Source organism: Oxalicibacterium solurbis (assembly GCF_014635845.1).
Lineage (GTDB): Bacteria > Pseudomonadota > Gammaproteobacteria > Burkholderiales > Burkholderiaceae_D > Oxalicibacterium > Oxalicibacterium solurbis.
Window position 1 is genome coordinate 126218 of record NZ_BMDP01000003.1, and the last position, 25320, is coordinate 151537.

Genomic DNA, 25320 nt, shown 5'->3' on the forward strand with positions numbered 1-25320 from the left:
TCTGCAGGAATGACCATGACCAAAATTCTGTTGTTGAACAGCGGCCCGCACAGCGACGCCAGCCACGGCTACAAACTCGCAATCGAAACGATTGCAGCGGCACAAATCGACAATGTCCGGATCGTCGAACGCGATCTGGTGCAGTCGCCGATTCCACCGATCGGCCGCGACTACGCAATGGCCATCACCTCGCACACACCGCATGATGCAAAGGAATTCGACTGGTCGGAACGCCTGATCGTCGAACTGGAACAGAGCGACATGCTGTTCATCGTGACGCCGATGCACAACTTCACCGTCCCTGCATCGCTGAAGCTGTGGCTCGATCACGTGATCCGCATCAACCGCAGTTTCAATTCGACGCCGCAGGGGAAAATCGGATTGATGCAGGATCGTCCGACATTTGTTCTGGTCAGCTCCGGCGGTTTCCACGTCGGCGAACGTGCGAAGCAGCTCGATTTCCTGACGCCGTACCTGCGTTATGCACTGGCTTCGATCGGTATCAAGGACGTGCATTTCTTCCCGCTGGAAGGATTGGTGTTCGGTCCGGAAGCCGTAAGCAAAACGGTGGAGGAAGCACGTCTTCAATTGCGTGAAAAGCTGTCGTCGGCGCTCGCCACCGCGTCCGCATCCTGATCTCGCCGATCGCATATCATTGCGAGCAACCTGTTCAACCTGCCGATCCGGATCGGCAGACCGGAGCCATTCATGATTTCCATCAAAACGACTCGCGCCGCCATTGGCAAATGGTTGATTCCACTGTTATGCGTCGGCATGCTGCACGCTGCATATGCAGCCGATACAACCAAGACGACCAATGCCAAGGAAAACGTCAACGAAGGCGAAAGCCGTGCACACAGCGCCGGCAAATCGCTGATCGGCGCACCGGCACCAGGCGTCAAGCTGACCACCATCGACGGCAAGCACATCGATCTCGCCGCATTACGCGGCAAGCAGCCCGTGTACCTGAAGTTCTGGGCGACCTGGTGCGTACCGTGCCGTGAACAGATGCCGGGCTTCGAACGCATCTACAAGGAAGACGGCAAACGCATCAAGGTGATCGCCGTCAATGCCGGCTTCAGCGACAACGCCGATGCCGTGCGTGAATACAAGAAGAAAATCCCGATGTCGATGCCGATTGTCGTCGATGACGGCAGCCTGGCCGGTGCATTCAATGTGCGTGTGACGCCGACGCATGTGCTGATCGACAAGGATGGACGCATTGCCTACATCGGCCACCTGGAAGATGACAAGTTTCACGCCGCGCTCGCCCGTGTGATGTCAGGCGAAACGGTGCCGGTCGCCGCACGGCGTTCCGGTGCAAAACCGTTCCAGCACGCGATTCTCAAACGCGGCGATGTAGTGAAGGATTTGACGGTCGCGCCGATCGGCGGCGCATCGATGCCGCTTGCCACACCGGGCAAACCGCGCGCACTAGTATTTACCGCGCCGTGGTGCGAATCGTATCTGTCGCAAAGCCGTCCGGAAGTAGCGCAAGCCTGCCGTCGCGTCCGCCTCGAATCGGAACAGCTGGCGAAGAAAGGCAATGTCGAATGGCTGACGATTGCATCCGGCCTGTGGGCCAGCGAACAGGATCTGCTCGACTACAAGAAGACGAACGGCTTTGCGATGCCGCTGGCACTGGACGCCAACGGCATTCTGTTCCGCACCTTCAACATCACGAAAATCCCGACCGTCGTTTTGCTGGACGCCGATAACCGCATCGTGCAGATACTCGGCCCGAACAATGTCGAACTGGACAAGGCGGTACAGACGCTGCAACGGAAATAGGTAAGGCAAGTAATCAGGCTTCGCGCCATTCTCCGACGAAACCGTTTCATTACAGGCACACAACAAAAAGCGGCTCATTCCTTCCGGGATGAGCCGCTTTCGTTATTTTCTTCCTGTTACTCCGCCGTTACCCTGCTGTACGTTGACGGTGCGTCCGACAGGCCCGATAAAAAAGCCCGCACACAGCCGGCATTGCATTGGGCATTTTATTTTGCCGGCGCACCTGCCAGCACCCAGTCGACCAGCGTACCGATTTCGGCATCGCTCAACGATGCCTGCGGCGGCATTGGCACTGCGCCCCATACACCGGAACCGCCAGTGCGAATCTTCTTCGCCAGATAGGCCGGGGCATTTGCGTCGCCGGCATATTTCTTCGCAATGTCCTTGTAGGCCGGACCGACCATCTTGTTGTTCACCGTGTGGCAGGCCATGCATGCCCCCTTGCGGGCCAGTGCGGAGGCGGCCGCCGCATCGACTGCCTGTGCCGGCAACGCGGTGGTGCCCAATGCAGAAAATGCGAAGGCGGGAATCAGAATGGTTTTCAGAGTTGCCATGACATGCTCTCCTTGCGTGTGCAGGACGGGGGATCGTTGTTTTGCTTGACTGACGTTTCGGACATTTCAGATGCTTCGGGCGCTTCGATCGCCTGCTTGGCGACGGCCACTTCCATTGCCTTCGGCACTGCGACACCGTTACGCACAGCGGTCAGCTCGGCAAGAATCGAGATCGCGATCTCGGCCGGCGTCTTGCTGCCGATGTAAAGACCGATCGGACCATGCAGGCGTACCAGCTGCGCATCGTCGAGATCGAATTCCTTCAGGCGCTCGCGACGACGTGCATTGTTGGCGCGCGAACCGATTGCACCGACATAAAAGGCATCCGACTTCAATGCTTCCATCAACGCCAGATCGTCGAGCTTGGGATCGTGCGTCAGCGCGACGACGGCGGTGCGGCTATCCGGCCGGAGTTCCAGCACCAGATCGTCCGGCATCGTCTGCACGACTTCCACGCCGTCGACCTGCCAGCCATCGCGATATTCTTCGCGCGGATCGCAGACGATCACGTGATAGTCGAGCCCGGTCGCGATACGCGCAAGGAATTGCGACAACTGTCCGGCGCCGATCACCAGCAAACGCCAGCGCGGGCCATGCACGGTGGTCAGGACGCCGCAATCGACGCGCAGTGCAGCCGTCACTTCGGCATCGTCGAGTTGCACGTCACCGGTTTCCAGATCGAGTTCGCGCTGCACCAGTTCATGACGTGCAAGCCGCTGCAGCAATTCCCTGATGCGGCTTTTTCCGGTCAGCGGTTCGACGGCCAGCTGGATCGTGCCGCCGCACGGCAAGCCGAAGCGATGCGCTTCTTCGGCACTGATGCCGTAGGTCACCAGTTCCGGCACGCTGCGCACGACGCCTTCACGGCGCATGCGGTCGATCAGGTCGTCTTCGATGCAACCGCCCGAAACGGAACCGACGACGCGGCCGTCACCGCGTATCGCCATCGTCGCGCCGACCGGACGCGGGCTGGAACCCCAGGTCTGGATCACGGTGATCAGTTCGCACGACTGGCCGGCGTCTATCCAGGCATCGGCCGCCTTCAGCACTTCCAGATCGATGCTATCCATGTTCACTCCATTTGCGTGACGTGCGTTCAGGATCGCCGTCGCACCAACTGCGGATCAGGCTCAAACTCATTTCATGCCGACTTCAGTTGATCGCGAATCGGCAATGCGCGGATACGTTTTCCAGTAGCGGCGAAAATCGCATTGCACAACGCCGGCGCAATCGGCGGCGTCGCCGGTTCGCCGACACCGCCGAGCGGCACGTCGTATCCGTGCTCGACGATATGCACACGAATGTCGTGCGGCGCGGCAAACGAACGCAGCACTTCGTAATCGTGAAAGTTGCTCTGCTGCGCACGGCCTTCCTTGAACGTGATTTCGCCGGTCAGCGCCAGGCTGGCACCCATCACGCAAGCACCTTCCGCCTGCGAACGAATGCGATCCGGATTCACCGTCGGCCCGCAATCGACGGCAATGTCGACCTGCGGAATCGTGATTTCGCCGTTTTCGTTCACCGCGACTTCGATCACCGCCGCCACATAGGTGACGAAGCTGTACGACACCGCCAGCCCGAGGCCGCGCCCTTTCGGCAGCTTGCGGCCCCACTTCGCCTTGTCGCAGGCCAGCTGGATCACATGCTTCATGCGGGCGGTATCGAGTGGGTAGACTTGCGGCGATTCGCCGTAGTTCCAGTCGTCGGACATGCGGTGCGGGTCGATCTTGCGCGACGGGCCGATCAATTCCAGCAGGAAATCGCGGTGATCGCGTTTGGCTGCTGCCGCCAGTTCGGCGACGAAGGATTGCACGGCGAACGCATGCGGAATATTGGATACCGAACGGAACCAGCCGACGCGCGTCATCGCATCGACTTCCGGCACCTCGACGCGGAAGTTCGGAATCGGAAACGGAATGTTGACAGCCGACATGCCCAGTTCGAACGGCTGCTGCATGTTGGCGCCCGGCACGAACAGCGCGCCGATGGTCGGCGCCGCCGTGCGATGCAGCCACGCGGTCGGCTTGCCGGATTTGTCCACTGCCGCTTCCATATGCTCGACCGAAACCGTGTGGAAATAATCGTTGTGGATGTCGTCTTCGCGCGTCCACGTCACCTTGACCGGCTTGCCGCCCATCGCCTTCGACAGCAGCGCCGCCTCGGCGGCAAAGTCCGGCTTGGACTTGCGGCCGAAGCCGCCGCCCAGCAGCGTCACGTGCACGGTCACGTCTTCATGCTTCATGCCAAGGTGCTTGGCCACCAGTTCGCGCGTGGCTTCCGGCGCCTGCACGCAGGCCCACACTTCGCACTTGCCGTCGACGATATGCGCGGTCGCAGCCGGCGGCTCCATCGTGGCGTGCGCAATGTGCGGCAGATAGTATTCGGCCTCGATGCGCTTCGGCGCTGCCGCCAGCGCCTTGACCGCATCGCCGTCGCTGCGCACCGCTTTTGCCGGCTTGCGCGCCGCTTCTTCCAGCGTCTTCCTGAATGCGACCGAATCGTAGCTGGCATTGGGGCCGTCGTTCCACGTGATCTTCAACGCTTCGCGGCCCTTGATCGCTGCCCAGGTATTCGACGCGATGACGGCAACGCCGCCCAGCGGATTGAACTGCGTCGGCGGTGGAGAGTTTTTCAGTTCGACGACCTTGAGCACGCCCGGCACCTTCAGTGCTGCGGAACTGTCGACGCCGGCCACCTTGCCGCCCAGCACCTGCGGCCGCGCGATTACCGCGTACACCATGCCCGGCAGACGCGTATCGATGCCGTATTGCGTGTTGCCCGTGACGATGTCGGTGTAATCGATGCCGCGCACATCCTGCTTGCCGATGTAGCGGAATTCGTTCGGCTTCTTCAGTTTCAATGTCGCAATCGCCGGCGGCGACAGCTTCCCGGCCGCTGCAGCCAGTTCGCCGTAGCCGATGCGTCGTCCGCTTTTCGCATGTACGACTTCGTGATTCTTCGCCTGTACTTCCTGTTGCGGCACGCCCCATTGCGCGGCAGCGGCCGCTTCCAGCATCGTGCGCATGGATGCGCCGATATGCCGCATCGACATGAAATGCTGACGCACGCTGCGCGAACCGTCGGTGTCCTGGTTGCCGTACTTCTTCTCGTCGGCTTCGGCCTGCACCACATGCACGCGACCCCAATCCGCTTCCAGTTCGTCGGCCACGATCATCGGCAAACTGGTACGCACGCCCTGCCCCATCTCCGAACGATGGACGACGATGTTGACGATGCCGTCGCCGGCGATCGACACGAACACCAGCGGGTCTTCGACCAGACCGCCCGGCATGCCTTCGCCGCCGTATTTTTTCGTTCCTTGCGCCATCGCGGGGCGCACGATGCCGGAGGCACCGACCGTCAGCGCGAAAGTGACCGCGCCCATGCCCTTCAATATCGTGCGGCGTGTCGGCGATTGCACCGTCATGTCGTCGTCGCGCATATTCTGCAGAGTCGTATCCATGTCGCTCATCCTTTCGTCGAAGCAGCCTGCTTGATGGCAGCGCGAATGCGCGTATAGGTGCCGCAACGGCAGATGTTGCCGCTCATCGCCGCATCGATTTCCTCATCGGTCGGATGCGGCGTGCTTTTCAGCAAGGCCGTCGCCGACATGATCTGTCCCGCCTGGCAATAACCACATTGCGGCACGCCCAGCGCCACCCATGCCTGCTGCACCTTCTTGCCGATGCTGTCTTCCGCCATCGCCTCGATCGTCGTGACCTGCTTGCCGGCGGCGGCCGACAGCGGCGTGACGCAGGCGCGCGTCGGCTGGCCGTCGATGTGCACGGTACAGGCGCCGCACAGCGCCATGCCGCAGCCGAATTTGGTTCCTGTCATGCCAAGGTGATCGCGCAATGCCCACAGCAGCGGGGTATCGTCGGACAGCTCGACCTGTTGTTGCTTGCCGTTGATCGTCAGAGTCGCCATGATTTTTCCGAAGGAAGGTGGAGGGGAAAACAGCCTGTACTGTTGAGCTGCCAAGTATTGCGTAACTGCAAACTCGCAATAAATGAAAATGTTAAGATTTGAGAATTCCAGAATCTGGAACGCAGCCACTGTTTGATTCCCATCAATCGGAAGCCACGCCGAGCCACGCCAGGTCACAAATAGCCATGCTCAATCGTCTGGAAATGCTTCGCCTGTTCTGCGCTGCCGCCGAAGCCAGCAGTTTCAAGGAGGCGGCCGCCCGCCTCGGCACCTCGCCGCAAGCGATCACGCGCGCCGTCAAGGAACTGGAAGAAGCGGTCGGCGAACTGTTGTTCCATCGCAATACGCGCGGCGTGCAGATCACCGAGTTCGGCGCGCAGCTGGCCGTCCATGCGCGCGACGGCGTCTCCCACATCGACAACCTGTTCCACAAGCACAGCCGCCTGCCGGACGCCGGCCTCACCGGCGTCGTGCGCATCACCGCGCCCCGCGTCATCGGACGGCGCTACCTGATGAAAGCGCTGCTGCCGCTCGCCACGCGCCATCCCGGCATCCGCCTGGACGTACAACTGACCGACGTGGTCGCCGATGTCGTCGACGAACGCATCGACATCGGCGTGCGCATCGGCCAGTTGCGCGACAGCCGCTTCGTCGCGCGCGCCATTGCGAAGATGCCGTTCGTCGTCGTCGGCACGCCGAAGCTGGCTGCGGCCAAAGGCAAGCCGGCGACACCGCAGGATCTGCAGCATCTGCCGATGACGGCGCTGACCGATCACAACACCGGCCGCATCTGGCCGTGGTTCTTCGCCGACAATCACAACCTGGTGCCGGCGACGCCTGCCTTCGTGTCCGACGATCCGGAAGTGGAATTCAGCGCGATGCTGGCCGACATCGGCTACGGCCAGGTCCTCGCGCAAATGGCGGAACCGTATCTGCGTTCGGGAAAATTGATCAGTGTGCTCGACGACTACCAGCCGCCGCCGTGGGATCTCTATATATACCGGCCGCGCCGCGGCCCGGTGCCGGCCCGCATCCGGCTGGTCTACGACCATATCGTCGAAGCGCTATCCGATCCGGTGACATTCAACGAATTCCGCGCGATGGCACATTGATCATGCAAGCGTTGTCATCGTCCTGATGCGTCGCCCTGATGTGTCACCCGTTGTTTTGGTACTTCCCCATTCTGCATCGCCAAACAAAAATCGCCTCCCGGCAGCAATGCCGGAAGGCGATACGGGCTATCCGTGCATCCGCTCCATCACGCGTAGCGGATGCCGGCGTCACTGCATTACACGCGGCTGAACGCCTCGTGACTGTCGCGCAGCTCGAACGTGCCGTCCGATTTCGGCTGGGCGATGCGGTCGGTGTATTTGACGCGATAACCCTCGAAATCGCGCGGCAGGTGCGTCGAGCCGAAATCCAGATAGCTGATGCCCTTGCCGATGTGTTGCAGGATCACGACTTTGCCGGATGCGTTCTTGACCTTGAATTCCTCGATGACTGTCATAGCGACCTCCTGTAGTTGACCGGTGCATTAACTGCACACCTACTCATCCGCACAAAGCGGATGCCTTTCCGTGCATTACAAACGGCTGAATGCCTCGTGGCTGTCGCGCAGTTCGAACGTGCCGTCCGATTTCGGCTCGGCGACACGGTCGGTGTATTTCACGCGATAACCCTCGAAGTCACGCGGCAGGTGCGTATTGCCGAAATCGAGGTAGCTGATACCCTTACCGATGTGTTGCAGGATCACGACTTTGCCGGATGCGTTCTTGACTTTGAATTCCTCGATGACTGTCATAGCGACCTCCTGTAGTTGACAAGTGCAACATCGACGCCGCCCAAATGGACGACGAATCGAACCGATTGCTCTGCTCTTCCGCATGCGCCCTCAACGGCGCTGCGGATCAAATCCTCTCCCTGCGGTATCCGTCGCGTACGCCTTCCTTCGACAGAACCCATTGCCACAACTGGATGTCGCGCGCGCGGAATGCGCCGGCACACGACAGCAGGTAATAGCGCCACATCCGATAGAAACGCGGCCCCAGTTCCGCTTCGAAGCGCGGCCATGCCGCGTCGAAGTTCTTGAACCAGGCCATCAGCGTCTTGTCGTAATCGGCGCCGAAGTTATGCAAATCCTCGACGACGAACAGACCGTCCGCCGCATCGCCGATTTGGCCGATCGACGGCAGATCGCCGTTGGGGAAAATGTATTTGTCGATCCACGGATCGGGCGTCGAACGCCGCACGTTCTTGCCGATCGTGTGCAGCAGGAACAGGCCGTCGTCGTTCAGGCAGCGGTTCGCCACCTGCATATACGTACGGTAGTTCTTGCGGCCGACGTGCTCGAACATGCCGACGCTGGCGATCGCATCGAATTTTTCGTCCAGCTCGCGGTAATCCTGCAAGCGGAATTCGAGCGGCAGCGCATCTCCGTAATGCTCCTGCGCCCACGCAGCCTGTTCCCTGGAAATCGTCACGCCCACGCATTCGACGCCGTAATGCTGCGCCGCGTAAGCCATCAGGCTGCCCCAGCCGCAACCGATATCCAGCAGGCGCATGCCCGGCTGCAATTGCAGCTTGCGGCAGATCATGTCCAGCTTCGCGACCTGCGCCTCTTCCAGATTGCTCGCATCGGCCCAGTAGCCGCAGGTGTAAGTCATCCGCGAATCCAGCATCGCCGCGTAGAAATCGTTGCCGAGGTCGTAATGCACTTCGCCGACCTGTCTTGCGCGCTTCATGTCCTGGCGATTCAGCAGCTTCGCTGTCAACGCATAACCGAGCAGGCGCAGCGGCTTGATGCTGTCCGTCATCCGCGTGCCGAGCAGGCGGGCGAAGAACTCGTCCAGCTCTTCCGCATCCCATGCACCATCCATATAGGCTTCGCCCAATCCCAGGTTGCCTTGCGCGAAAGCGCGTTCCGGTACGCCGGGTCGACGAATCTGCATGTCCCACGGATCGGTTCCGTTGACGCGAATGGATGCCTTGCCGAGCAGCTCGACAGTGGCGCGATACAGGCGCGCATTGCCCGTCAGCAATCCCTCCTGCTGCGGTTGGCTGTTGTTCGGCGCGAAGGTCTGTGCATGCATGAATGCGGTTCCTTTCTCCATGTCCGTGTGTTGAATCGCCCTTGTCAGTAACGCAAGCCCCTTCCAGTTTTCCCTTCGGAGATGCGCCGCTTTCTCAAAACATGTATATATTATGCATATTAAAAAGTGCATGAATAATGAATAAAACCTGCATTTATTATCAAGAAAGTTGCTACTAAAAATGGATATCGAACTGGCCCGCACCTTCCTCTGCATCGTCCGCTCCGGCAGTTTCATTGCCGCCGCAAACCGTCTGCACGTGACGCAAACCACGGTGACCGCACGCGTGCAAAACCTGGAATCGCAACTTGGCTGCTCGCTGTTCGTACGCAACCGCGCCGGCGCACGGCTCACCGATGCCGGCGAAACCTTTGCCGGTTATGCCAGCCAGCTCGTGCAAACGTGGGATGCCGCGCGGCGCGATCTACCGTTGCCGGACGGCATTGGCAATTCGATCTCGCTCGGCTGCGAAGTCAGCCTGTGCAATCCGCTGGTGCTGCAATGGACGACGCGTCTGCATGACGAACTGCCGACTCAGGCAGTACGTATCGAAGTCGGCGAAGGACCGACGCTGCAGAACAAGCTGGAACATGGTTTGCTCGATGCCGCATTGGTGCACCGGCCGGAATACTGGACCGGCATGCAGGTCGAACAGCTGCTGGAAGAAAAACTGATTCAGGTGGCCTCGACGCAGAATCCCGAGCCGTACATCTACATCGACTGGGGTGAGGCATTCAGGAAAGCGCACGATGCGGCGCTGCCAGAAAAGGCGAGGAATGCGATGTCATTCAATCTCGGCCCCCTCGCTTTCCAGTACCTATTGAAGAACGGCGGCAGCGGTTATTTCCGCACGCGCGTCGCACGTCGTGCGATCGAAAAAGGGTTGGTTGCGCAAGTGAAGAATGCGCCGGAATTTTCGTATCCGGTCTTCCTGATCTATTCGCGAGAGAACAAATCGGAACCGCTGCACAAGGCGTTCGAACTGTTGCGTGACATCGTCAAGGATGAGAGCGATTGGGCGGAGCATTGGGATATTGCGCCTTGATTTTTATCGAGATGCCATCTTAGGTGAAACAATTTCACACCTGTAAATTCTACAAATTCCTCTCTTTTTGTAAGACAAGCTATGCAATACTTGCAAAAAAGAAAATAGAGGAGAGCCTTAATGAATGACGCTATAGCCGTGCCGATAGCTATTGATTTCTACATAAAGTATCCACTTTATGAGGCGGTTCAATATGAAGAAGATGAATTCGAAAAAGGATGGGAACTTAAGTATTTTGAAGGGAGTATGGACGCCTACTGCCCTGAATGTAAAAACCATAGTATTTTTGAGAAAAGAAATAGAACAACTAACTATGGTGAAAATGCATGGCTGTATGACCATAAGTTTGTCGTTACGTTTGAATGTTCACGAAACAGAAAACATGAACTGTATTTTTTGTTTCAAGTGAAAAAAGAAGAACGTACTGTTCAAAAAATAGGCCAATGGCCATCTATGGCCAGTTTGAACTTATTTGATGTAAAAAAATATTCCGCCGCTTTAGAAAAACGCTACTTTGAAGAATTAACAAGAGCGATAGGGTTGGCAGCTCATGGAATAGGTGTCGGTTCTTTCGTTTATCTAAGAAGAATATTTGAGTTTTTAATAGAAGAAGCCCATCTAAAAGCGAAATTAGAAAGCCCTTGGGACGAAGCATCATTTCAGCAGTTTCGTATGACAGAAAAGATTTCTGCTCTCAAAAAATGGCTTCCAGAATTCCTTGTAGAAAATAGAGCTATTTACAGCATCTTAAGTAAAGGGATTCATGAACTTACTGAAGCTGAATGTCTTGCAGCCTATCCATCAATAAGGATAGGAATTGAAATCATTCTTGATGCAAAACTTGAAAAAATTCGGCTCGATAAAAAAATAGAAGAAGCCACCAAAGCAATAAATGTATTAAGCGGAAAAATATAAAAATTCATTAACCGCACAAAAATCAAAGGGCGAGGAGATATGACAGATAGCGGAATTCCTTTTCGATTCAAAAGAAACTCGAAAATTGGTGAGGCAGGAGCCGAACAAGATGACGAATACCTTTTTCAGAGCTTCTTGGATATCGGCGATTATGAAGAACTTCGTAATCCGAGATCGCCAAAACGAATTCTAGTTGGACGAACGGGTAGTGGGAAAACGGCTCTTCTGAGATATTTAGCTCACAAGGAAGAACATGTCATTGAGCTGGAACCTGAAAATCTTTCATTAAGTTTTATTTCCAACAATACAGTTATTCGTTTTTTTGAGGACCTCGGAGTCAAGCTAGATCCTTTCTATTCATTACTCTGGAAACATGTAATAGCCGTTGAATTAATTAAAAAAAGATACGGATTAACTACGGAGGAAAAAACAAAATCTTGGATTACAAATATTGTTGATAGCCTAAAGAAAAAAGATGGCGCTAAGGAGCGCGCTCTTCTTTATATAAAAGATTGGGGTGATAAATTTTGGATAGAAACTGAATCAAGAATCCAAGAATTAACAACGAAGTTAGCATCCGAACTCAAGATGGGCATGGGAATTGAAATCCCAGTTGGCCAACTTGGCTTAAAAGTTGGTGCGGATCTTACAGAAGAACAAAAGCAAGAAATAATTTATCGCGGCCAAAATGTAATGAAAAGCGTACAGCTGCGCGAGCTAGCTGATGTAATTCGATTCCTGGATGAAGATGTATTCATCGATCCACAAAAACCTTATTACGTAACTATCGATAAGCTTGATGAAGATTGGGTCGATGATAGTTTGCGTTATCGGCTAATCAGAGCATTAATCGAAGCGTTGAAAGCCTTTCAAAAAGTAGAAAACGTAAAAATAATCATCGCACTACGCCACGATCTACTTTTAAAAGTTTTTTCAGAAACAGCTGGAGTAGGCTTACAAGAAGAGAAGTACGATGCTTTGATATTACGATTACGTTGGAGCCAAAAACAAATTGAAAGTTTGCTCGATAAACGTATTGAAGTCATGGTTAGACAACAATACACAACAAGACCTGTTCGTCTAAGAGAACTTTTTCCAGAAAAGGTCGGAAGAATTTCATTTATCGACTATCTAATTCAACGGACAGCATTACGCCCACGAGACGCCATTCTTTTTGTAAACGAATGCATCACACGATCAGAATCCGCTGGCCAAGTAAAAGTCCAAAGCATTTTCGCTGCTGAATCAGAGTATTCTCGCTTACGCATTGCTTCTTTACTTTATGAATGGAAGAGAATTTATCCATCATTAAAGAGTTCCATTCGACTTCTAGAAAAAACTCCTGCGGAGTTTCGTCTTTCGAGCATAAATAAACTTTTACTAGATAATGTTATTGAAGAACTAGCGATGTCTACCGAATATCAAGACACTTGTACTCAAGCTTGTTCCAATTATTTGAATTCAGAAAATGCCAGCAAACATGCAGTTGTTGCCGAATTTTTTAGAGTTTTTTTCCAAGTTGGCCTTGTCGGGCTTTGTCATGAAGGAGGTTCCGGCTGGCTATGGACTCAAATAGATACACCATTAGTTACATTGGGCCAAATAAAACCTGGGACAAAGGCACAAATTCATGCCATGTATCATCAAGCATTGAATACGCATTACCAGACTGAGCGCAATTAATCCTTATTCTCAACTTGGTGAGCTAATTGCGTTTCAATTTTTCGTTGCATCAAACACTTGCTTCAAATAAGCCAAAAACGTCCCGTCCGTCACCAGCGCCTTGCCCGGTGAGTCGGACAGCTTCGTAACCGGTTGCCCATTGCAGGTAACCAGCTTCATCACAATATTCAACGGTTCGTAACCGACATCGTTCGTCAGATCGGTACCGATACCGAAACCCGTCATCGTTCGATCGGCAAAATGTCGATATAGCGCCAGCGCGCGTGGCAGGTCGAGCGCATCGGAAAACACCATGCGCTTGGTGCGCGCATCGATCTTCAGCTTCGCGTAATGCGCGAGCGCCTTCTCGCCCCATTCGAACGGATCGCCGGAATCATGGCGCAGGCCGTCGAACAGCTTGGCAAAGTACAAATCAAAATCGGCGAGAAAAGCATCCATGCCGACCACGTCGGTCAATGCAATACCGAGGTCGCCGCGATATTCCTGCACCCAGTCTTCCAGCGCAGCTTTCTGAAAATCGCGCAGGCGCACGCCAAATCCCTGATACGCCTGCAGATATTCGTGCGCCATCGTGCCGATAGGCACCAGCCCGAACTTCTTCGCGAAGTAGACGTTCGATGTGCCCTTGAAATACTGCGGCACCTCGCGCGCCAGCGTGGAAATGACTTCTTCATGCCAGACTGAAGAGAAACGGCGACGCACACCGAAATCGAAAAATTCGAACGGATGCGCGCATGACGGCTCGTTGCCGAATGTGCGCAGCAGCGCGATCTTTTCCTGCAGCCGCTTGCGCCCTTCCACCAGTGCAGCCTGTTGATCGAAACGGCGGAAGTAGAGTTCGTTGACGATGGCAAGCACGTGGATTTCGAATCCCATTACATGCACCTGCGGACCTTCAGCAATGATTTCCAGCGTATCGCCATTCGTCGTCACTTCGATGAAGCGCCGCTGGAAACGGAAGACGGTGAGAAAGTCGACGAAATCGCTCTTGATGAAGCGCAACGAACGCAGATAGGCCAGCTCATCGTCGCGGTACGTCAGCGTGCACAAATGATCGAGTTCGCGTTCGACATCCTGCTTCAGTTCGGCCAGCGGATAGGCCGGCTGGTTGCGGCAGACGAAACGATAGGTCGCCTGCGCGGCGGGATGGCTGTGCAGCAGCGCCTGCCACATCGTGAATTTGTAGAGATCGGTTTCCAGCAGGCTGTGGACAATGGGCATGGCAATCTTTGCGCGTGGGATGTATTGCCGATGACGATACATCATTCACGGCAATCCGGTGCATCGCGGCAAATGGCAAAAGCCTTTTGCGAATATGCGAACGAAAATGTACCCCGCGAATTCTTCTTTTCCGCCTGCACAAAAAAAGATCGCGCCATTGGCGCGATCGGTACTGCCTGCTTTCCATCGATGAGCCAGCACGATAACCGGCCCAATAATCGACACAACAGCCGGCATGGAATGCATCCGCAAACTGCAGATGCATCGAAGCGAACAGCTTATTTGGCGTCGTGCGCGCCGAACATCGTTTTCACATACTGGATGCCAATACCGAATGCGCCGCCGAATTTCATCGAGATACCGGTCGTCACGTCGTAGGTTTCGGTACGCGCCCAGTCGCGCTGCAGTTCCAGCAGATAGGTGAGCGACGTGATCGGGCGCGCGCCAGCCTGGATCATGCGTTCGACCGCGCGTTCGTGCGCTTCCAGCGTGCAGTCGCCGCAGGCGTCTGTGACCACGTAGACTTCGAAACCCTGTTCCAGCGCGGAGACGACCGGGCCGTTGCAGCAGACCGATGTCCACAGGCCGGCCATGACCAGCCGATTCTTGCCGACGGCGTTGATGCGCTTGATGAAGTTTTCGTCTTCCCATGCATTCGACGTGGTGCGGTCGGTCACTTCCGCATCGGGGAACGCTTCGGTGATTTCGTCGAACAGCGGGCCGGCGAACGTATCTTTCGAAATCGTCGAGATGATGGTCGGCACCTTGAAGCCGCGCGCCGCATGCGCAAGGATGCCGGTGTTGGCGCGCAGGTTCGTGACGTCGATCGACTTCGTATTGAATGCCATCTGCGATTGATGGTCGATCAGCACCAGTGCGTGATCGTTGGGGCTGAGAAGCGAGCTGGCTGGTTTGGCAATCGCCTTGATGCTCATGGCGGAAATCCTTTCTGAATGCATTGATCGTGACAGGCGCGGGGCGCAGGTTGGCATGAAGATCGCAGAACTGCCGATCGTGGATGCGCAATCGATTCTAAGTTGGCATCACCGGGCGGCGACGTGCATTTCAGCGGAATGGATTTTGCAGAATTGCGGACTGGCGCGAAACGAATTCGACACGGCTCTCATGCGTTCATTGCATGGCCGTTTTGATTCGTTGCATCAAAATGCGACAACGCATAACGGGCACAGCAATGCCATCGGTCAGACTTCAAAAGGAATCTGCCGGGCAACGCGTTTGTGTCAGCGTGCTTTCCGACCTTCGATCAGATCGCGATATCCGGCAAGCGCTTCGGCGCAGTGCGTCATGAAGGCATAGACGCGGCCGGACTTGCGGATATCTGGATGCGTGAGTATCCAGAGTTCGTCAAAGACTTCCGGTTCGATGGGTGAGACGCGCACCAGATCGGGCAGCAGATCGCCATGCATGCAGGGAAGAAAGCCGATGCCCATGCCGGCAGAAATGGCCGACGCGACGCCGGCAACCGAATCGCTGCGGTAACGGATATTGCAGGCGGGGACGCGTTCGTTGACGAAGGCGTAGGCCTTGAGGCCGGCGAGGCTGCGTCCGTACGATACCCATTGCCGGCGATAGCGTTCTTCCGCGGTGAGCGCCGCGCCGGGATAATCGCTGCGGCGTCCGTAGATCGCCCATGCGATTCTGGCTACCTTGCGCCCGAACAGGTTTTCCGGTGGCGCCAGAGTCGCGCGGAAGGCGATGTCCGATTCGCCGCGCGCGAGATTGAGCGGCTTGTTGCCGACGATCATTTCCACCGTGATTTCCGGATTGGCGGCCTGAAAATCGGCAACGACGGGCGTCAGAAAATCCAGCAGCAGCGCATCGCTCGTCGTGATGCGCAATTCACCCTTGAATCCCTGCTCGCGGCGCGAAATGCGCCGCGTCACGCCGAGGATTTCCTTCTCGACGCGTTCGCCGAGAGCGATCACTTCCGTCCCTGCCGCCGTTGCCACATAACCGCTGCGGCGGCGGTCGAACAAGACGGTATCCAGCGCTTTCTCGATCGCGGCCAGACGGCGCGACATGGTGGAATGGTTGACGCCGAGCACGGCCGCTGCGGATACCAGGCTGCCGTGTTCGCCGATCGCCTTCACGATGCGCAGGTCGTCCCACGAGATTGTTTGCAACGAATCGGTCATCAAGAATTCTCTTTATGGGCTTAGGCGTGCAGCGGCGGGATCCTACTCTTGCGGCTCGGATATGCCGAACAGGCCGTGCGCATCCAGGATCGCATAGGTGATCTGCGGATTCCGTTCCAGGCATTTGCGCACTGCCGCCGGCACGCTCTGCCGCGTCTTCTTGCACAGGCCCGGCTGATCGGCCAGCGTGATGCTCAGTCCGCGCACGGTACGCACTTCGTTGTCGCCCGGTGTGATGTTCAGCACGATGCCCAGCTGCTCGTGCATGCGCTGGCGGAGATACAGCAGTTCCGCGTAGTTCGAAATGGCTTCGATGCGCAGCAGCAGTTTCTTTTCTTCCTGCCGGGTCAGCAGCAGCACGCGCCGGTCGCTGTCGGGATCGTTCAGCAGCAGTTCACGATTGCAACCGCATGCGCCGGGCGGGCATTCGACGCGGATGGGAACGGTGAACAGTTGCGACATGGACGATACCTGCGGCGCTATCTATGTGTGGATGACGATACTTGCGAAGATGCGGCCGCAATTGCCGGCCGCCTGCTGCGATTTTATATCGCTTCCATAGCCACATTCTTTTGCGCCGATATTTGCGCTGTGGAATCATGTGAAGTCTTGCATGCGTTATGTACACCTTATATATGCGCCGCCCGGCGCGACAACGAAAGCCTCGGATTTCCCATGTTCGGATTGCCCACCACCGCCACTGCCCCGTTTTGTCCGGCCGAAGTCGCCGGTACCGTCGCCGTTCCGCAGAATGCGCCACTGTGGAAGAAGATCGCCCGCTTCGCCGGCCCCGGTCTGCTGGTGTCGGTCGGCTACATGGACCCGGGCAACTGGGCGACGTCGATCCAGGCCGGTTCGCAATACGGTTATCAGTTGCTGTTCGTCGTGATTTTGTCCAGCCTGGCGGCCATCGTGCTGCAATGCCTGTCGATGCGGCTGGGCATCGCCACCGGCAAGGATCTGGCCGTGCATTGTCGCGAGCAGTACGGGCCGAAAGCCGGCAAGATGCAGTGGCTGCTTGCGGAACTGGCGATCGTCGCCTGCGATTTCGCCGAAGTGCTCGGCAGCGCGCTGGCGTTCAAGCTGCTGCTGGGCGTATCGCTGCCGACCGGTGTGCTGCTCACCGCCTTCGACACGCTGATCGTGCTGGGGCTGAAGGGCAAGGGCTTTCGCCAGATCGAGGCCATCATCCTCGGCCTGATCGTGACGATCGGCGTCTGCCTGTTCGCCGAACTGCTGTTCATCAAGCCGGACTGGCATGCGGTCGCCGCTGGCGCGATTCCGTCGTTGCAGGCGATCTCCAGCCAGGAGCCGCTGTATCTGGCGATCGGCATTCTCGGCGCGACGGTGATGCCGCACAATCTGTATCTGCATTCGTCCATCGTGCAGACGCGCGTCGTCGCGAAGAACGATACGGCACGCGGCGAAGCGATCTCGCTGGCGCGCATCGACACCACCGTTTCGCTGCTGCTGGCGCTGGTCATCAATGCGGCGATCCTGATTCTTGCCGGCACCGCGTTCTTCGATCCGGCCAATCCGATCGCCATCGGCATCGACGATGCGTATCACCTGCTCGATCCGTTCGCCGGCACAGCCGCCGCCATCCTGTTCGGCCTCGCGCTGCTGGCATCCGGGCAAAGCTCCACCTTCACCGGCACCATCGCCGGGCAGGTCATCATGGATGGTTTTTTGAAGCTGCGCATCCCGTGCTGGCAGCGCCGCCTGATCACGCGTTCGCTGGCACTGGTACCGGCGCTGATCGGCGTGCTGATGCTGGGCGAACATTCGGTCGGCCAACTGCTGGTGCTGAGTCAGGTCGTGCTGAGTCTGCAGCTGCCGTTCGCGATGTATCCGCTGATCAGGTTGACCACACGGCGCGACATCATGGGCAGCTTCGCCAACAATCGCCTGACGACATTCGTCGCATGGTTGCTCTTCATCGCGATCTCCGCCGCCAATCTGTGGCTGGTCGTGCAAGCGGTCGGCCTGGCGTAATCATTCTCATTTGCGATCGCGCATGAATCGCACATGCAAATTCATGCGCGATCGCAATACGCACCGTCTTTTATCGCGATATGCACCAATGACATATTGACTAAAGGAGATTCGCCCCCTTTAATGACCGGACCCTCCCCCTGAAACACGGATCGCCCATGAGTCACTTCCTGGATAGATTGCGTTTTTTCACGACGACCCGGCCGGAATTCTCCAATGGTCATGGCGCCGTCACCGATGAAGACAGGAAATGGGAGGATGCCTATCGGCAGCGCTGGCAGCACGACAAGATCGTGCGCTCCACGCACGGCGTGAACTGCACCGGCTCCTGCTCGTGGAAGATCTACGTGAAAGGCGGCATCGTCACGTGGGAGACGCAGCAGACCGATTACCCGCGCACGCGCCCCGACATGCCGAACCACGAACCGCGCGGCTGCTCGCGCGGCGCTTCGTATTCCTGGTATCTCTATAGCGCGAACCGCCTCAAGTATCCGCTGGTGCGCAGCGCGCTCGTCAAGCTGTGGCGCGACCGGCGCCGCACGATGGAGCCGGTGCAGGCATGGCAGAGCATCGTCGACGACGAAGCGGCACGCCGCAGTTATCAGGCACGGCGCGGGCTCGGCGGCTTCATCCGTTCCACGTGGGCCGAAGTCAACGAGATCATCGCCGCCGCCAACGTCCACACTATCAGCAAACACGGTCCCGACCGCGTGATCGGCTTCTCGCCGATTCCGGCGATGTCGATGGTGTCGTATGCAGCCGGCTCGCGCTACCTGTCGCTGATCGGCGGCGTCTGTCTCAGTTTCTACGACTGGTATTGCGATCTGCCACCGGCGTCGCCGCAGACCTGGGGCGAGCAGACCGACGTGCCGGAATCGGCCGACTGGTACAACTCCACCTTCATCATGATGTGGGGCTCGAACGTACCGCAGACGCGCACGCCGGATGCGCACTTCATGACCGAGGTGCGCTACAAGGGCACGAAGATCGTCTCAGTCTTCCCCGACTATTCGGAAGGTGCGAAGTTCGGCGACATCTGGCTGCATCCGAAGCAAGGCACCGATGCCGCGCTGGCGCTGGCGATGGGGCACGTGATCCTGAAGGAATTCCATCTCGCCGGCAACAGCGACTACTTCCTCGACTACTGCCGCCGCTACACCGACATGCCCTGCCTCGTGCGGCTGGTACGACAAGGCGACGGCTATGTACCGGAGCGCCTGCTGCGCGCCTCCGATTTCGCCGACGGACTCGGACAGGCGAACAATCCCGACTGGAAGACCGTGATGATCGACGAGGCCGACGGCGATCTCGTCGTGCCGGTCGGTTCGCTCGGCTTCCGCTGGGGCCAGAAGGAAGGCGAGGACAAGGGCAAGTGGAACCTGCAGTCGGAAGCCGCCGACGGCCGCGCCATCGTGCCACGGCTGTCTCTGGTGCAGACGCGCGACGAAGCCGTCGACGTGCTGTTCCCCTACTTCGGCAACCGCGAGCATCCGCACTTTCCGCACACTTCGCATCCATCCACCTTCGCACGCCGCATCGGTGCGCGCCGCGTCGTCACGCGCGAAGGCGAAATGCTGGTCGCCACCGTCTATGACCTGTTCGTCGCCAACTACGGTCTCGACCAGGGCCTCGGCGGCGACGGCATCGCGCACAGCTACGACGACAACCTGCCCTACACACCCGCTTGGCAGGAAGCGATCACCGGCGTCAGGCGCGAAGACGTAATCACCGTCGCGCGCCAGTTCGCCGAGAACGCGCACAAGACGCAGGGCAAGTCGATGGTGATCCTCGGCGCCGGCATCAATCACTGGTTCCACATGGACATGTCGTACCGCGCGATCATCAACATGCTGATCATGTGCGGCTGCATCGGCAAATCCGGCGGCGGCTGGTCGCATTACGTCGGACAGGAAAAACTGCGCCCGCAGACCGGCTGGACCGCACTGGCCTTCGGCCTCGACTGGCATCGTCCGCCGCGCCAGATGAATGCGACGTCGTTCTTCTATGCGCATACCGACCAGTGGCGCTACGACCCGATGAATCCGGCCGACCTGCTGTCGCCGCTGGCGGACAAGAAAGATTTCCACGGCGTGACGATCGATTACAACGTGCGCGCCGAGCGCATGGGCTGGCTGCCGTCCGCGCCGCAACTGCAGGCGAATCCGCTCGCAGTCGGCCGCGCACTGGGCGATGCAAGCAAGGCCGGCAGCGCCATCGCACAGCAATTGCAGTCAGGCGCATTGCGCATGGCCTGCGAAGACCCGGACGATCCGGCCAACTTCCCGCGCAACATGTTTGTCTGGCGTTCCAACCTGCTCGGCTCGTCCGGCAAGGGCCACGAATATTTCCTCAAGCATCTGCTCGGCACCACGCACGGCGTGCAGGGTGACGACGTGGTCGCCAACGGCGGCGCGAAGCCGGAAGAAGTGAAGTGGCACGAGACCGCACCGCAGGGCAAGCTCGATCTGCTGGTCACGCTGGACTTCCGCATGTCCACCACCTGCATGTATTCCGACATCGTGCTGCCGACGGCGACCTGGTACGAGAAGGACGACATGAACACGTCCGACATGCATCCGTTTATCCATCCGCTGTCGGCCGCCGTCGATCCGGCCTGGCAATCGAAGAGCGACTGGGAAATCTTCAAGGGCATCGCCAGGCGCTTCTCCGAACTGAGCCACGGCCATCTCGGGCTGGAGCGCGACGTCGTGCTGGCGCCGATCGCGCACGATACGCCGGGCGAACTGGCGCAACCGTTCGACGTGCAGGACTGGAAGCGCGGCGAATGCGAAGCCAAACCCGGCAAGACGATGCCGTCCGTCATCGTGGTCGAACGCGATTATCCGCAGACCTACGAACGCTTCACTTCGCTCGGCCCGCTGATGGAAAAACTTGGCAACGGCGGCAAGGGCATCAGTTGGGATACCAAGGAAGAAGTCGAACTGCTCGGCGAACTGAACTACCGCGTCGACCGTCCCGGCGACCGTGACGGCCAGCCGCGCATCGACAGCGCGCTCGATGCCGCCGAAACCATCCTGACGCTGGCGCCGGAAACCAACGGCACGGTCGCCGTCAAGGCATGGCAGGCCGTTTCGGCGCTCACCGGGCGCGATCACGCGCATCTGGCCGAAGCGCGCGCCGACGAGAAAATTCGTTTCCGCGACATCCAGGCGCAACCGCGCAAGATCATTTCGTCGCCGACGTGGAGCGGCATCGAATCGGAACACGTGTCGTACAACGCCGGCTACACCAACGTGCACGAACTGATTCCTTGGCGCACCATCAGCGGCCGCCAGCAGCTGTATCAGGATCACGCATGGATGCGCGCCTTCGGCGAATCGCTGTGCGTCTACAAGCCGCCGATCGACACCGGCAACTATGCGCACATGCTGGGCACGCGCTCCAACGGCAATCCGGAGATCGCGCTGAACTTTCTGACGCCGCACCAGAAATGGGGCATCCACAGCACCTACACCGACAACCTGCTGATGCTGACATTGTCGCGCGGCGGCCCCATCGTCTGGATGTCGGAAACCGATGCGAAGGCGGTCGGCATCGTCGACAACGACTGGATCGAGTGCTACAACGCCAACGGCGCATTGTGCGCACGCGCCGTCGTCAGCCAGCGCATTCCGCAGGGCATGGTGATGATGTATCACGCGCAGGAAAAGATCATCAACACGCCCGGCTCCGAAATCACCGGCACGCGCGGCGGCATCCACAACTCGGTCACGCGCGTGGCGCTGAAGCCGACGCACATGATCGGCGGCTACGCGCAGCTCTCCTACGGCTTCAACTACTACGGCACCGTCGGCTCCAACCGCGACGAATTCCTGATCGTGCGCAAGATGAACAAGATCGACTGGCTGGACGAATCCTCATCCACTTCGCCGCCCGATCCGGTCAACCCCGCCACCGAACACAAGATCCGCGAAGGAGAAGCCTCATGAAAGTGCGTGCGCAGATCGCGATGGTGCTGAACCTCGACAAGTGCATCGGCTGTCATACCTGTTCGGTGACCTGCAAGAACGTCTGGACCAGCCGCGAGGGCATGGAATACGCGTGGTTCAACAACGTCGAGACCAAACCCGGCATCGGCTATCCGAAGAACTGGGAAGACCAGGAACGCTGGCGCGGCGGCTGGAAGCGGCGCGACGACGGCAAGATCGAACCGCGCCTCGGCAGCAAATGGCGGCTGCTGGCGCAGATCTTCGCCAATCCGCGCCTGCCGGAGATCGACGATTACTACGAACCGTTTACCTTCGACTACGCGCACCTGCAGGATGCGGGCGATGCAAAAGCGATGCCGGTCGCGCGGCCGCGTTCGCTGATCAGCGGCGAGCGCATGGAAAAGATCGAATGGGGACCGAACTGGGAAGAAATCCTCGGCGGCGAGTTCGACAAGCGTTCGAAGGACGTCAACTTCGAGAACGTGCAGAAGGATATCTACGGCCAGTTCGAAAACACCTTCATGATGTACCTGCCGCGCCTGTGCGAGCACTGCCTGAACCCGGCATGCGTCGCAGCCTGCCCATCCGGCTCGATCTACAAGCGCGAGGAAGACGGCATCGTGCTGATCGACCAGGACAAATGCCGTGGCTGGCGCATGTGCGTCTCGGGTTGTCCGTACAAGAAGATCTATTACAACTGGCATAGCGGCAAGGCGGAGAAATGCATCTTCTGCTATCCACGCATCGAGGTCGGCCAGCCGACCGTCTGCTCGGAAACCTGCGTCGGCCGCATCCGCTATCTGGGCGTGCTGCTGTATGACGCCGACCGCATCGAGGAAGCCGCCAGCGTCGAGAACGAAACCGATCTGTACGAAGCGCAGTTGTCGGTCTTCCTCGATCCGCACGATCCGGCCGTCATCGCGCAAGCCGAACGCGACGGCGTGCCGGCTGCATGGATAGAAGGTGCGCAGCGTTCACCGGTGTACAAGATGGCGATCGACTGGAAGATCGCCTTCCCGCTGCATCCCGAATTCCGCACGCTGCCGATGGTCTGGTACGTGCCGCCGCTGTCGCCGATCAATGCCGCCGCCAACAGCGGCGAACTCGGCATGAACGGCTGGCTGCCGGATGTCGAATCGCTGCGCATCCCGCTGCGCTATCTGGCGAACCTGCTGACGGCCGGCAAGGAAGAGCCGGTGAAGCTCGCATTGCAGCGCCTGCTGGCAATGCGCGGCTTCATGCGCGGCCGCCATGTCGACGGCGCCGATATGCCGGAAGTGCTGCAGCAGGTCGGCTTGTCGGTCGCACAGGTGGAGGAAATGTATCGCTACCTTGCGATCGCCAACTACGAAGACCGCTTCGTGATCCCGACTGCGCATCGCGAATATGCGGAAGACGCATTCGACCTGCGTTCTTCCTGCGGCTTCTCGTTCGGCAACGGCTGCTCGGACGGCCGCACCGAAACCGGCCTGTTCGCCACCGCGAAGAAACGCAACCGCACGATCCCGATCAAGCAGGAGTTGTGACATGCGACGCCGCACACCACCTTCGCCGTTGCTGTTTCCCATGCTGTCCGCGCTGCTCGATTATCCGGACGATGCACTGATCGCAGCACTGCCGGAAGCGCGCATGCAGTTGCGCGACGAACGCGCCTTGCCGCAGGAAGCACGGCAGGGACTGGAGCGTTTTTTCGATTACTGCGACGAACGCGAGCTGATCCGGCTGCAGGAAAACTACGTCGCACTATTCGATCGCGGCCGCGCCACGTCGCTGCATCTGTTCGAGCATGTGCACGGCGAATCGCGCGATCGGGGTCAGGCGATGGTCGACCTGCTGCAACTGTACGAGCAACACGGCCTGTATCTGAATGATGGCCAGTTGCCGGATTACCTGCCGGTCTTTCTCGAATACCTGTCGCGCCTGCCGGCCGACGACGCCTTGCCGCTGCTGACGGAGACCGGCGAAATCCTGCAATCGATCACAGAACAATTGAGCAAGCGCGGCAGCCCTTATGCCTTCGTCATCGGCGCGCTGCTGCCGCTGGCCGGCATCGGGCAAAGCGTATCGACGGAACAGGAACTGCACGAAGACGATGCCGATGCAATCCCGGATGCCGCGCATTACCGCGCGCTGGATGCGGCCTATACCGATGAACCGGTACGTTTCGTCGGCGCGGAATCGCCAAGAACCCACATGGCACCGGCAGAGGAATCGATCCACTTCCACAAGCAACGACCGGCAAGCTGAACTGTACCCGCACGAAGGCAACGCCGTGCGGCCAACCTGCATCAGGAGAACGGCATGGAACACTACTTTCATCAATTCCTGTTCGGTATCTATCCGTACATCTGCCTTGCCGTGCTGCTGCTCGGCAGCCTCGTGCGCTTCGACCGCGAGCAGTACACGTGGAAGAGCGATTCGTCGCAGATGCTGCGGCACGGCATGCTGCGACTCGGCAGCAACATGTTCCACTGGGGCATTCTGGTGGTTGTGATCGGCCACTTCGCCGGCTTCCTCGCGCCGCACTGGATGGTGTCTCCCTTCCTGTCGGCCTCGCAGCATCAACTGATGGCGATGGTCGGCGGCGGCGCGGCCGGCGTGGTCGCCATCATCGGATTGACGATCCTGATCTGGCGGCGACTGTCCGATACGCGCATCCGCCGCAACAGCCGTACTTCCGACATCGTCGTCGTGCTGATGTTGTGGGTGCAGCTAGCGCTCGGCCTCGGCACCGTCGTGCTGTCCACCCGTCACATGGATGGCGTGATGTTCGAGCAGCTGACGCATTACGTGAAAGGCATCGTCACCTTCGAGCCCGGCGTGGCCGACCTGCTGGTCGGCGTGCCGCTGACCTATCGCCTGCACATCGCGCTCGGCTTCACGATCTTCCTGATCTCGCCGTTCACGCGCATGGTGCACATCTGGAGCGGCGTCGCCTCGCTTGCCTATCTGATCCGCCCTTATCAACTTGTACGCAAACGCTGAGGTGATCAT

Annotated in this window: 22 protein-coding genes; 11 read left to right on the plus strand and 11 right to left on the minus strand. The window is 58.3% G+C overall.

Annotated elements, in window-relative coordinates; genetic code table 11:
• The first annotated feature begins 15 nt into the window (after positions 1-15).
• Together IEV40_RS10535 and IEV40_RS10540 are read left to right on the plus strand one after the other, a co-directional pair.
• Positions 16-636, plus strand: a complete 621-nt coding sequence (locus tag IEV40_RS10535; protein WP_188421444.1) for an FMN-dependent NADH-azoreductase — start codon at positions 16-18, stop codon at positions 634-636.
• 72 nt (positions 637-708) lie between these two features.
• Positions 709-1791 (plus strand): TlpA family protein disulfide reductase, encoded by a 1083-nt coding sequence (locus IEV40_RS10540; protein WP_188421446.1) that lies wholly within the window; start codon positions 709-711, stop codon positions 1789-1791.
• 206 nt (positions 1792-1997) lie between these two features.
• Here the strand turns inward: IEV40_RS10540 and IEV40_RS10545 are convergent, their stop codons facing one another.
• From IEV40_RS10545 to IEV40_RS10560, 4 genes are all read right to left on the minus strand, one after another.
• Complete coding sequence (locus IEV40_RS10545) at positions 1998-2345, minus strand: c-type cytochrome (protein ID WP_188421448.1); 348 nt, start codon at positions 2343-2345, stop codon at positions 1998-2000.
• Entirely contained in the window at positions 2333-3415 is a 1083-nt protein-coding gene (locus IEV40_RS10550; protein ID WP_188421450.1) for an XdhC family protein, read from the minus strand. Before IEV40_RS10550 ends, IEV40_RS10545 begins: the two co-directional genes overlap by 13 nt.
• A gap of 71 nt (positions 3416-3486) precedes the next feature.
• On the minus strand, positions 3487-5808 hold the full coding sequence (locus tag IEV40_RS10555) for a xanthine dehydrogenase family protein molybdopterin-binding subunit (RefSeq protein ID WP_229724070.1): 2322 nt from the start codon (positions 5806-5808) through the stop codon (positions 3487-3489).
• 5 nt (positions 5809-5813) lie between these two features.
• Positions 5814-6272, minus strand: coding sequence for a (2Fe-2S)-binding protein (locus IEV40_RS10560; RefSeq protein ID WP_188421455.1), 459 nt, complete (start codon positions 6270-6272; stop codon positions 5814-5816).
• A 185-nt stretch (positions 6273-6457) separates the two neighbouring features.
• Between IEV40_RS10560 and IEV40_RS10565 the strand changes: the two genes are divergently transcribed.
• Positions 6458-7384: a LysR family transcriptional regulator gene (locus IEV40_RS10565; RefSeq protein ID WP_188421457.1), complete on the plus strand. Its 927-nt coding sequence runs from the start codon at positions 6458-6460 to the stop codon at positions 7382-7384.
• A gap of 176 nt (positions 7385-7560) precedes the next feature.
• On the opposite strand, the gene IEV40_RS10570 is transcribed toward IEV40_RS10565, so the two are convergent.
• The 3 genes from IEV40_RS10570 to cfa form a co-directional block, all read right to left on the minus strand.
• Positions 7561-7779 (minus strand): hypothetical protein, encoded by a 219-nt coding sequence (locus tag IEV40_RS10570; protein ID WP_188421459.1) that lies wholly within the window; start codon positions 7777-7779, stop codon positions 7561-7563.
• Between the two features lie 75 nt (positions 7780-7854).
• Positions 7855-8073 carry a hypothetical protein gene (locus IEV40_RS10575; RefSeq protein WP_188421461.1) on the minus strand — a complete coding sequence of 73 codons (219 nt, stop codon included), beginning with the start codon at positions 8071-8073 and terminating at the stop codon, positions 7855-7857.
• A 106-nt stretch (positions 8074-8179) separates the two neighbouring features.
• Entirely contained in the window at positions 8180-9361 is a 1182-nt protein-coding gene (cfa, locus tag IEV40_RS10580; protein WP_188421463.1) for a cyclopropane fatty acyl phospholipid synthase, read from the minus strand.
• A gap of 181 nt (positions 9362-9542) precedes the next feature.
• On the opposite strand from cfa, the gene IEV40_RS10585 reads away from it, so the two are divergent.
• The 3 genes from IEV40_RS10585 to IEV40_RS10595 all read left to right on the plus strand — a co-directional run bounded on the left by IEV40_RS10585 (position 9543) and on the right by IEV40_RS10595 (position 13004).
• Positions 9543-10406 (plus strand): LysR family transcriptional regulator, encoded by an 864-nt coding sequence (locus IEV40_RS10585; RefSeq protein ID WP_188421465.1) that lies wholly within the window; start codon positions 9543-9545, stop codon positions 10404-10406.
• A 120-nt stretch (positions 10407-10526) separates the two neighbouring features.
• Positions 10527-11321, plus strand: a complete 795-nt coding sequence (locus IEV40_RS10590) for a short-chain dehydrogenase (protein WP_188421467.1) — start codon at positions 10527-10529, stop codon at positions 11319-11321.
• Between the two features lie 39 nt (positions 11322-11360).
• On the plus strand, positions 11361-13004 hold the full coding sequence (locus tag IEV40_RS10595) for a P-loop ATPase, Sll1717 family (protein WP_188421469.1): 1644 nt from the start codon (positions 11361-11363) through the stop codon (positions 13002-13004).
• A 33-nt stretch (positions 13005-13037) separates the two neighbouring features.
• Here IEV40_RS10595 and pncB read toward each other — a convergent pair whose 3' ends face one another.
• From pncB to IEV40_RS10615, 4 genes are all read right to left on the minus strand, one after another.
• Entirely contained in the window at positions 13038-14225 is a 1188-nt protein-coding gene (gene pncB / locus IEV40_RS10600; RefSeq protein ID WP_188421471.1) for a nicotinate phosphoribosyltransferase, read from the minus strand.
• A 278-nt stretch (positions 14226-14503) separates the two neighbouring features.
• Positions 14504-15160 carry a hydrolase gene (locus IEV40_RS10605; RefSeq protein WP_188421473.1) on the minus strand — a complete coding sequence of 219 codons (657 nt, stop codon included), beginning with the start codon at positions 15158-15160 and terminating at the stop codon, positions 14504-14506.
• A 306-nt stretch (positions 15161-15466) separates the two neighbouring features.
• The gene (locus IEV40_RS10610) at positions 15467-16381 is read right to left on the minus strand and encodes a LysR family transcriptional regulator (RefSeq protein WP_188421475.1); all 915 of its coding nucleotides are present in this window, start codon (positions 16379-16381) and stop codon (positions 15467-15469) included.
• A 42-nt stretch (positions 16382-16423) separates the two neighbouring features.
• Entirely contained in the window at positions 16424-16843 is a 420-nt protein-coding gene (locus IEV40_RS10615; RefSeq protein WP_188421477.1) for a hypothetical protein, read from the minus strand.
• A gap of 213 nt (positions 16844-17056) precedes the next feature.
• Here IEV40_RS10615 and IEV40_RS10620 point away from each other — a divergent pair, with 213 nt between their 5' ends.
• From IEV40_RS10620 to narI, 5 genes are all read left to right on the plus strand, one after another.
• A complete protein-coding gene (locus IEV40_RS10620; protein WP_188421479.1) occupies positions 17057-18376 on the plus strand; it encodes an Nramp family divalent metal transporter in 1320 nt (439 codons plus the stop codon).
• Positions 18377-18534: 158 nt separating this feature from the next.
• Positions 18535-22326: a nitrate reductase subunit alpha gene (locus IEV40_RS10625; protein ID WP_188421481.1), complete on the plus strand. Its 3792-nt coding sequence runs from the start codon at positions 18535-18537 to the stop codon at positions 22324-22326.
• Entirely contained in the window at positions 22323-23852 is a 1530-nt protein-coding gene (gene narH / locus IEV40_RS10630) for a nitrate reductase subunit beta (RefSeq protein WP_188421483.1), read from the plus strand. The genes IEV40_RS10625 and narH overlap by 4 nt, the downstream gene beginning before the upstream one ends.
• A gap of 1 nt (position 23853) precedes the next feature.
• Entirely contained in the window at positions 23854-24573 is a 720-nt protein-coding gene (gene narJ / locus IEV40_RS10635) for a nitrate reductase molybdenum cofactor assembly chaperone (RefSeq protein WP_188421485.1), read from the plus strand.
• Positions 24574-24627: 54 nt separating this feature from the next.
• Positions 24628-25311, plus strand: a complete 684-nt coding sequence (gene narI, locus IEV40_RS10640; protein ID WP_188421487.1) for a respiratory nitrate reductase subunit gamma — start codon at positions 24628-24630, stop codon at positions 25309-25311.
• The last annotated feature ends 9 nt before the right edge of the window (positions 25312-25320 follow it).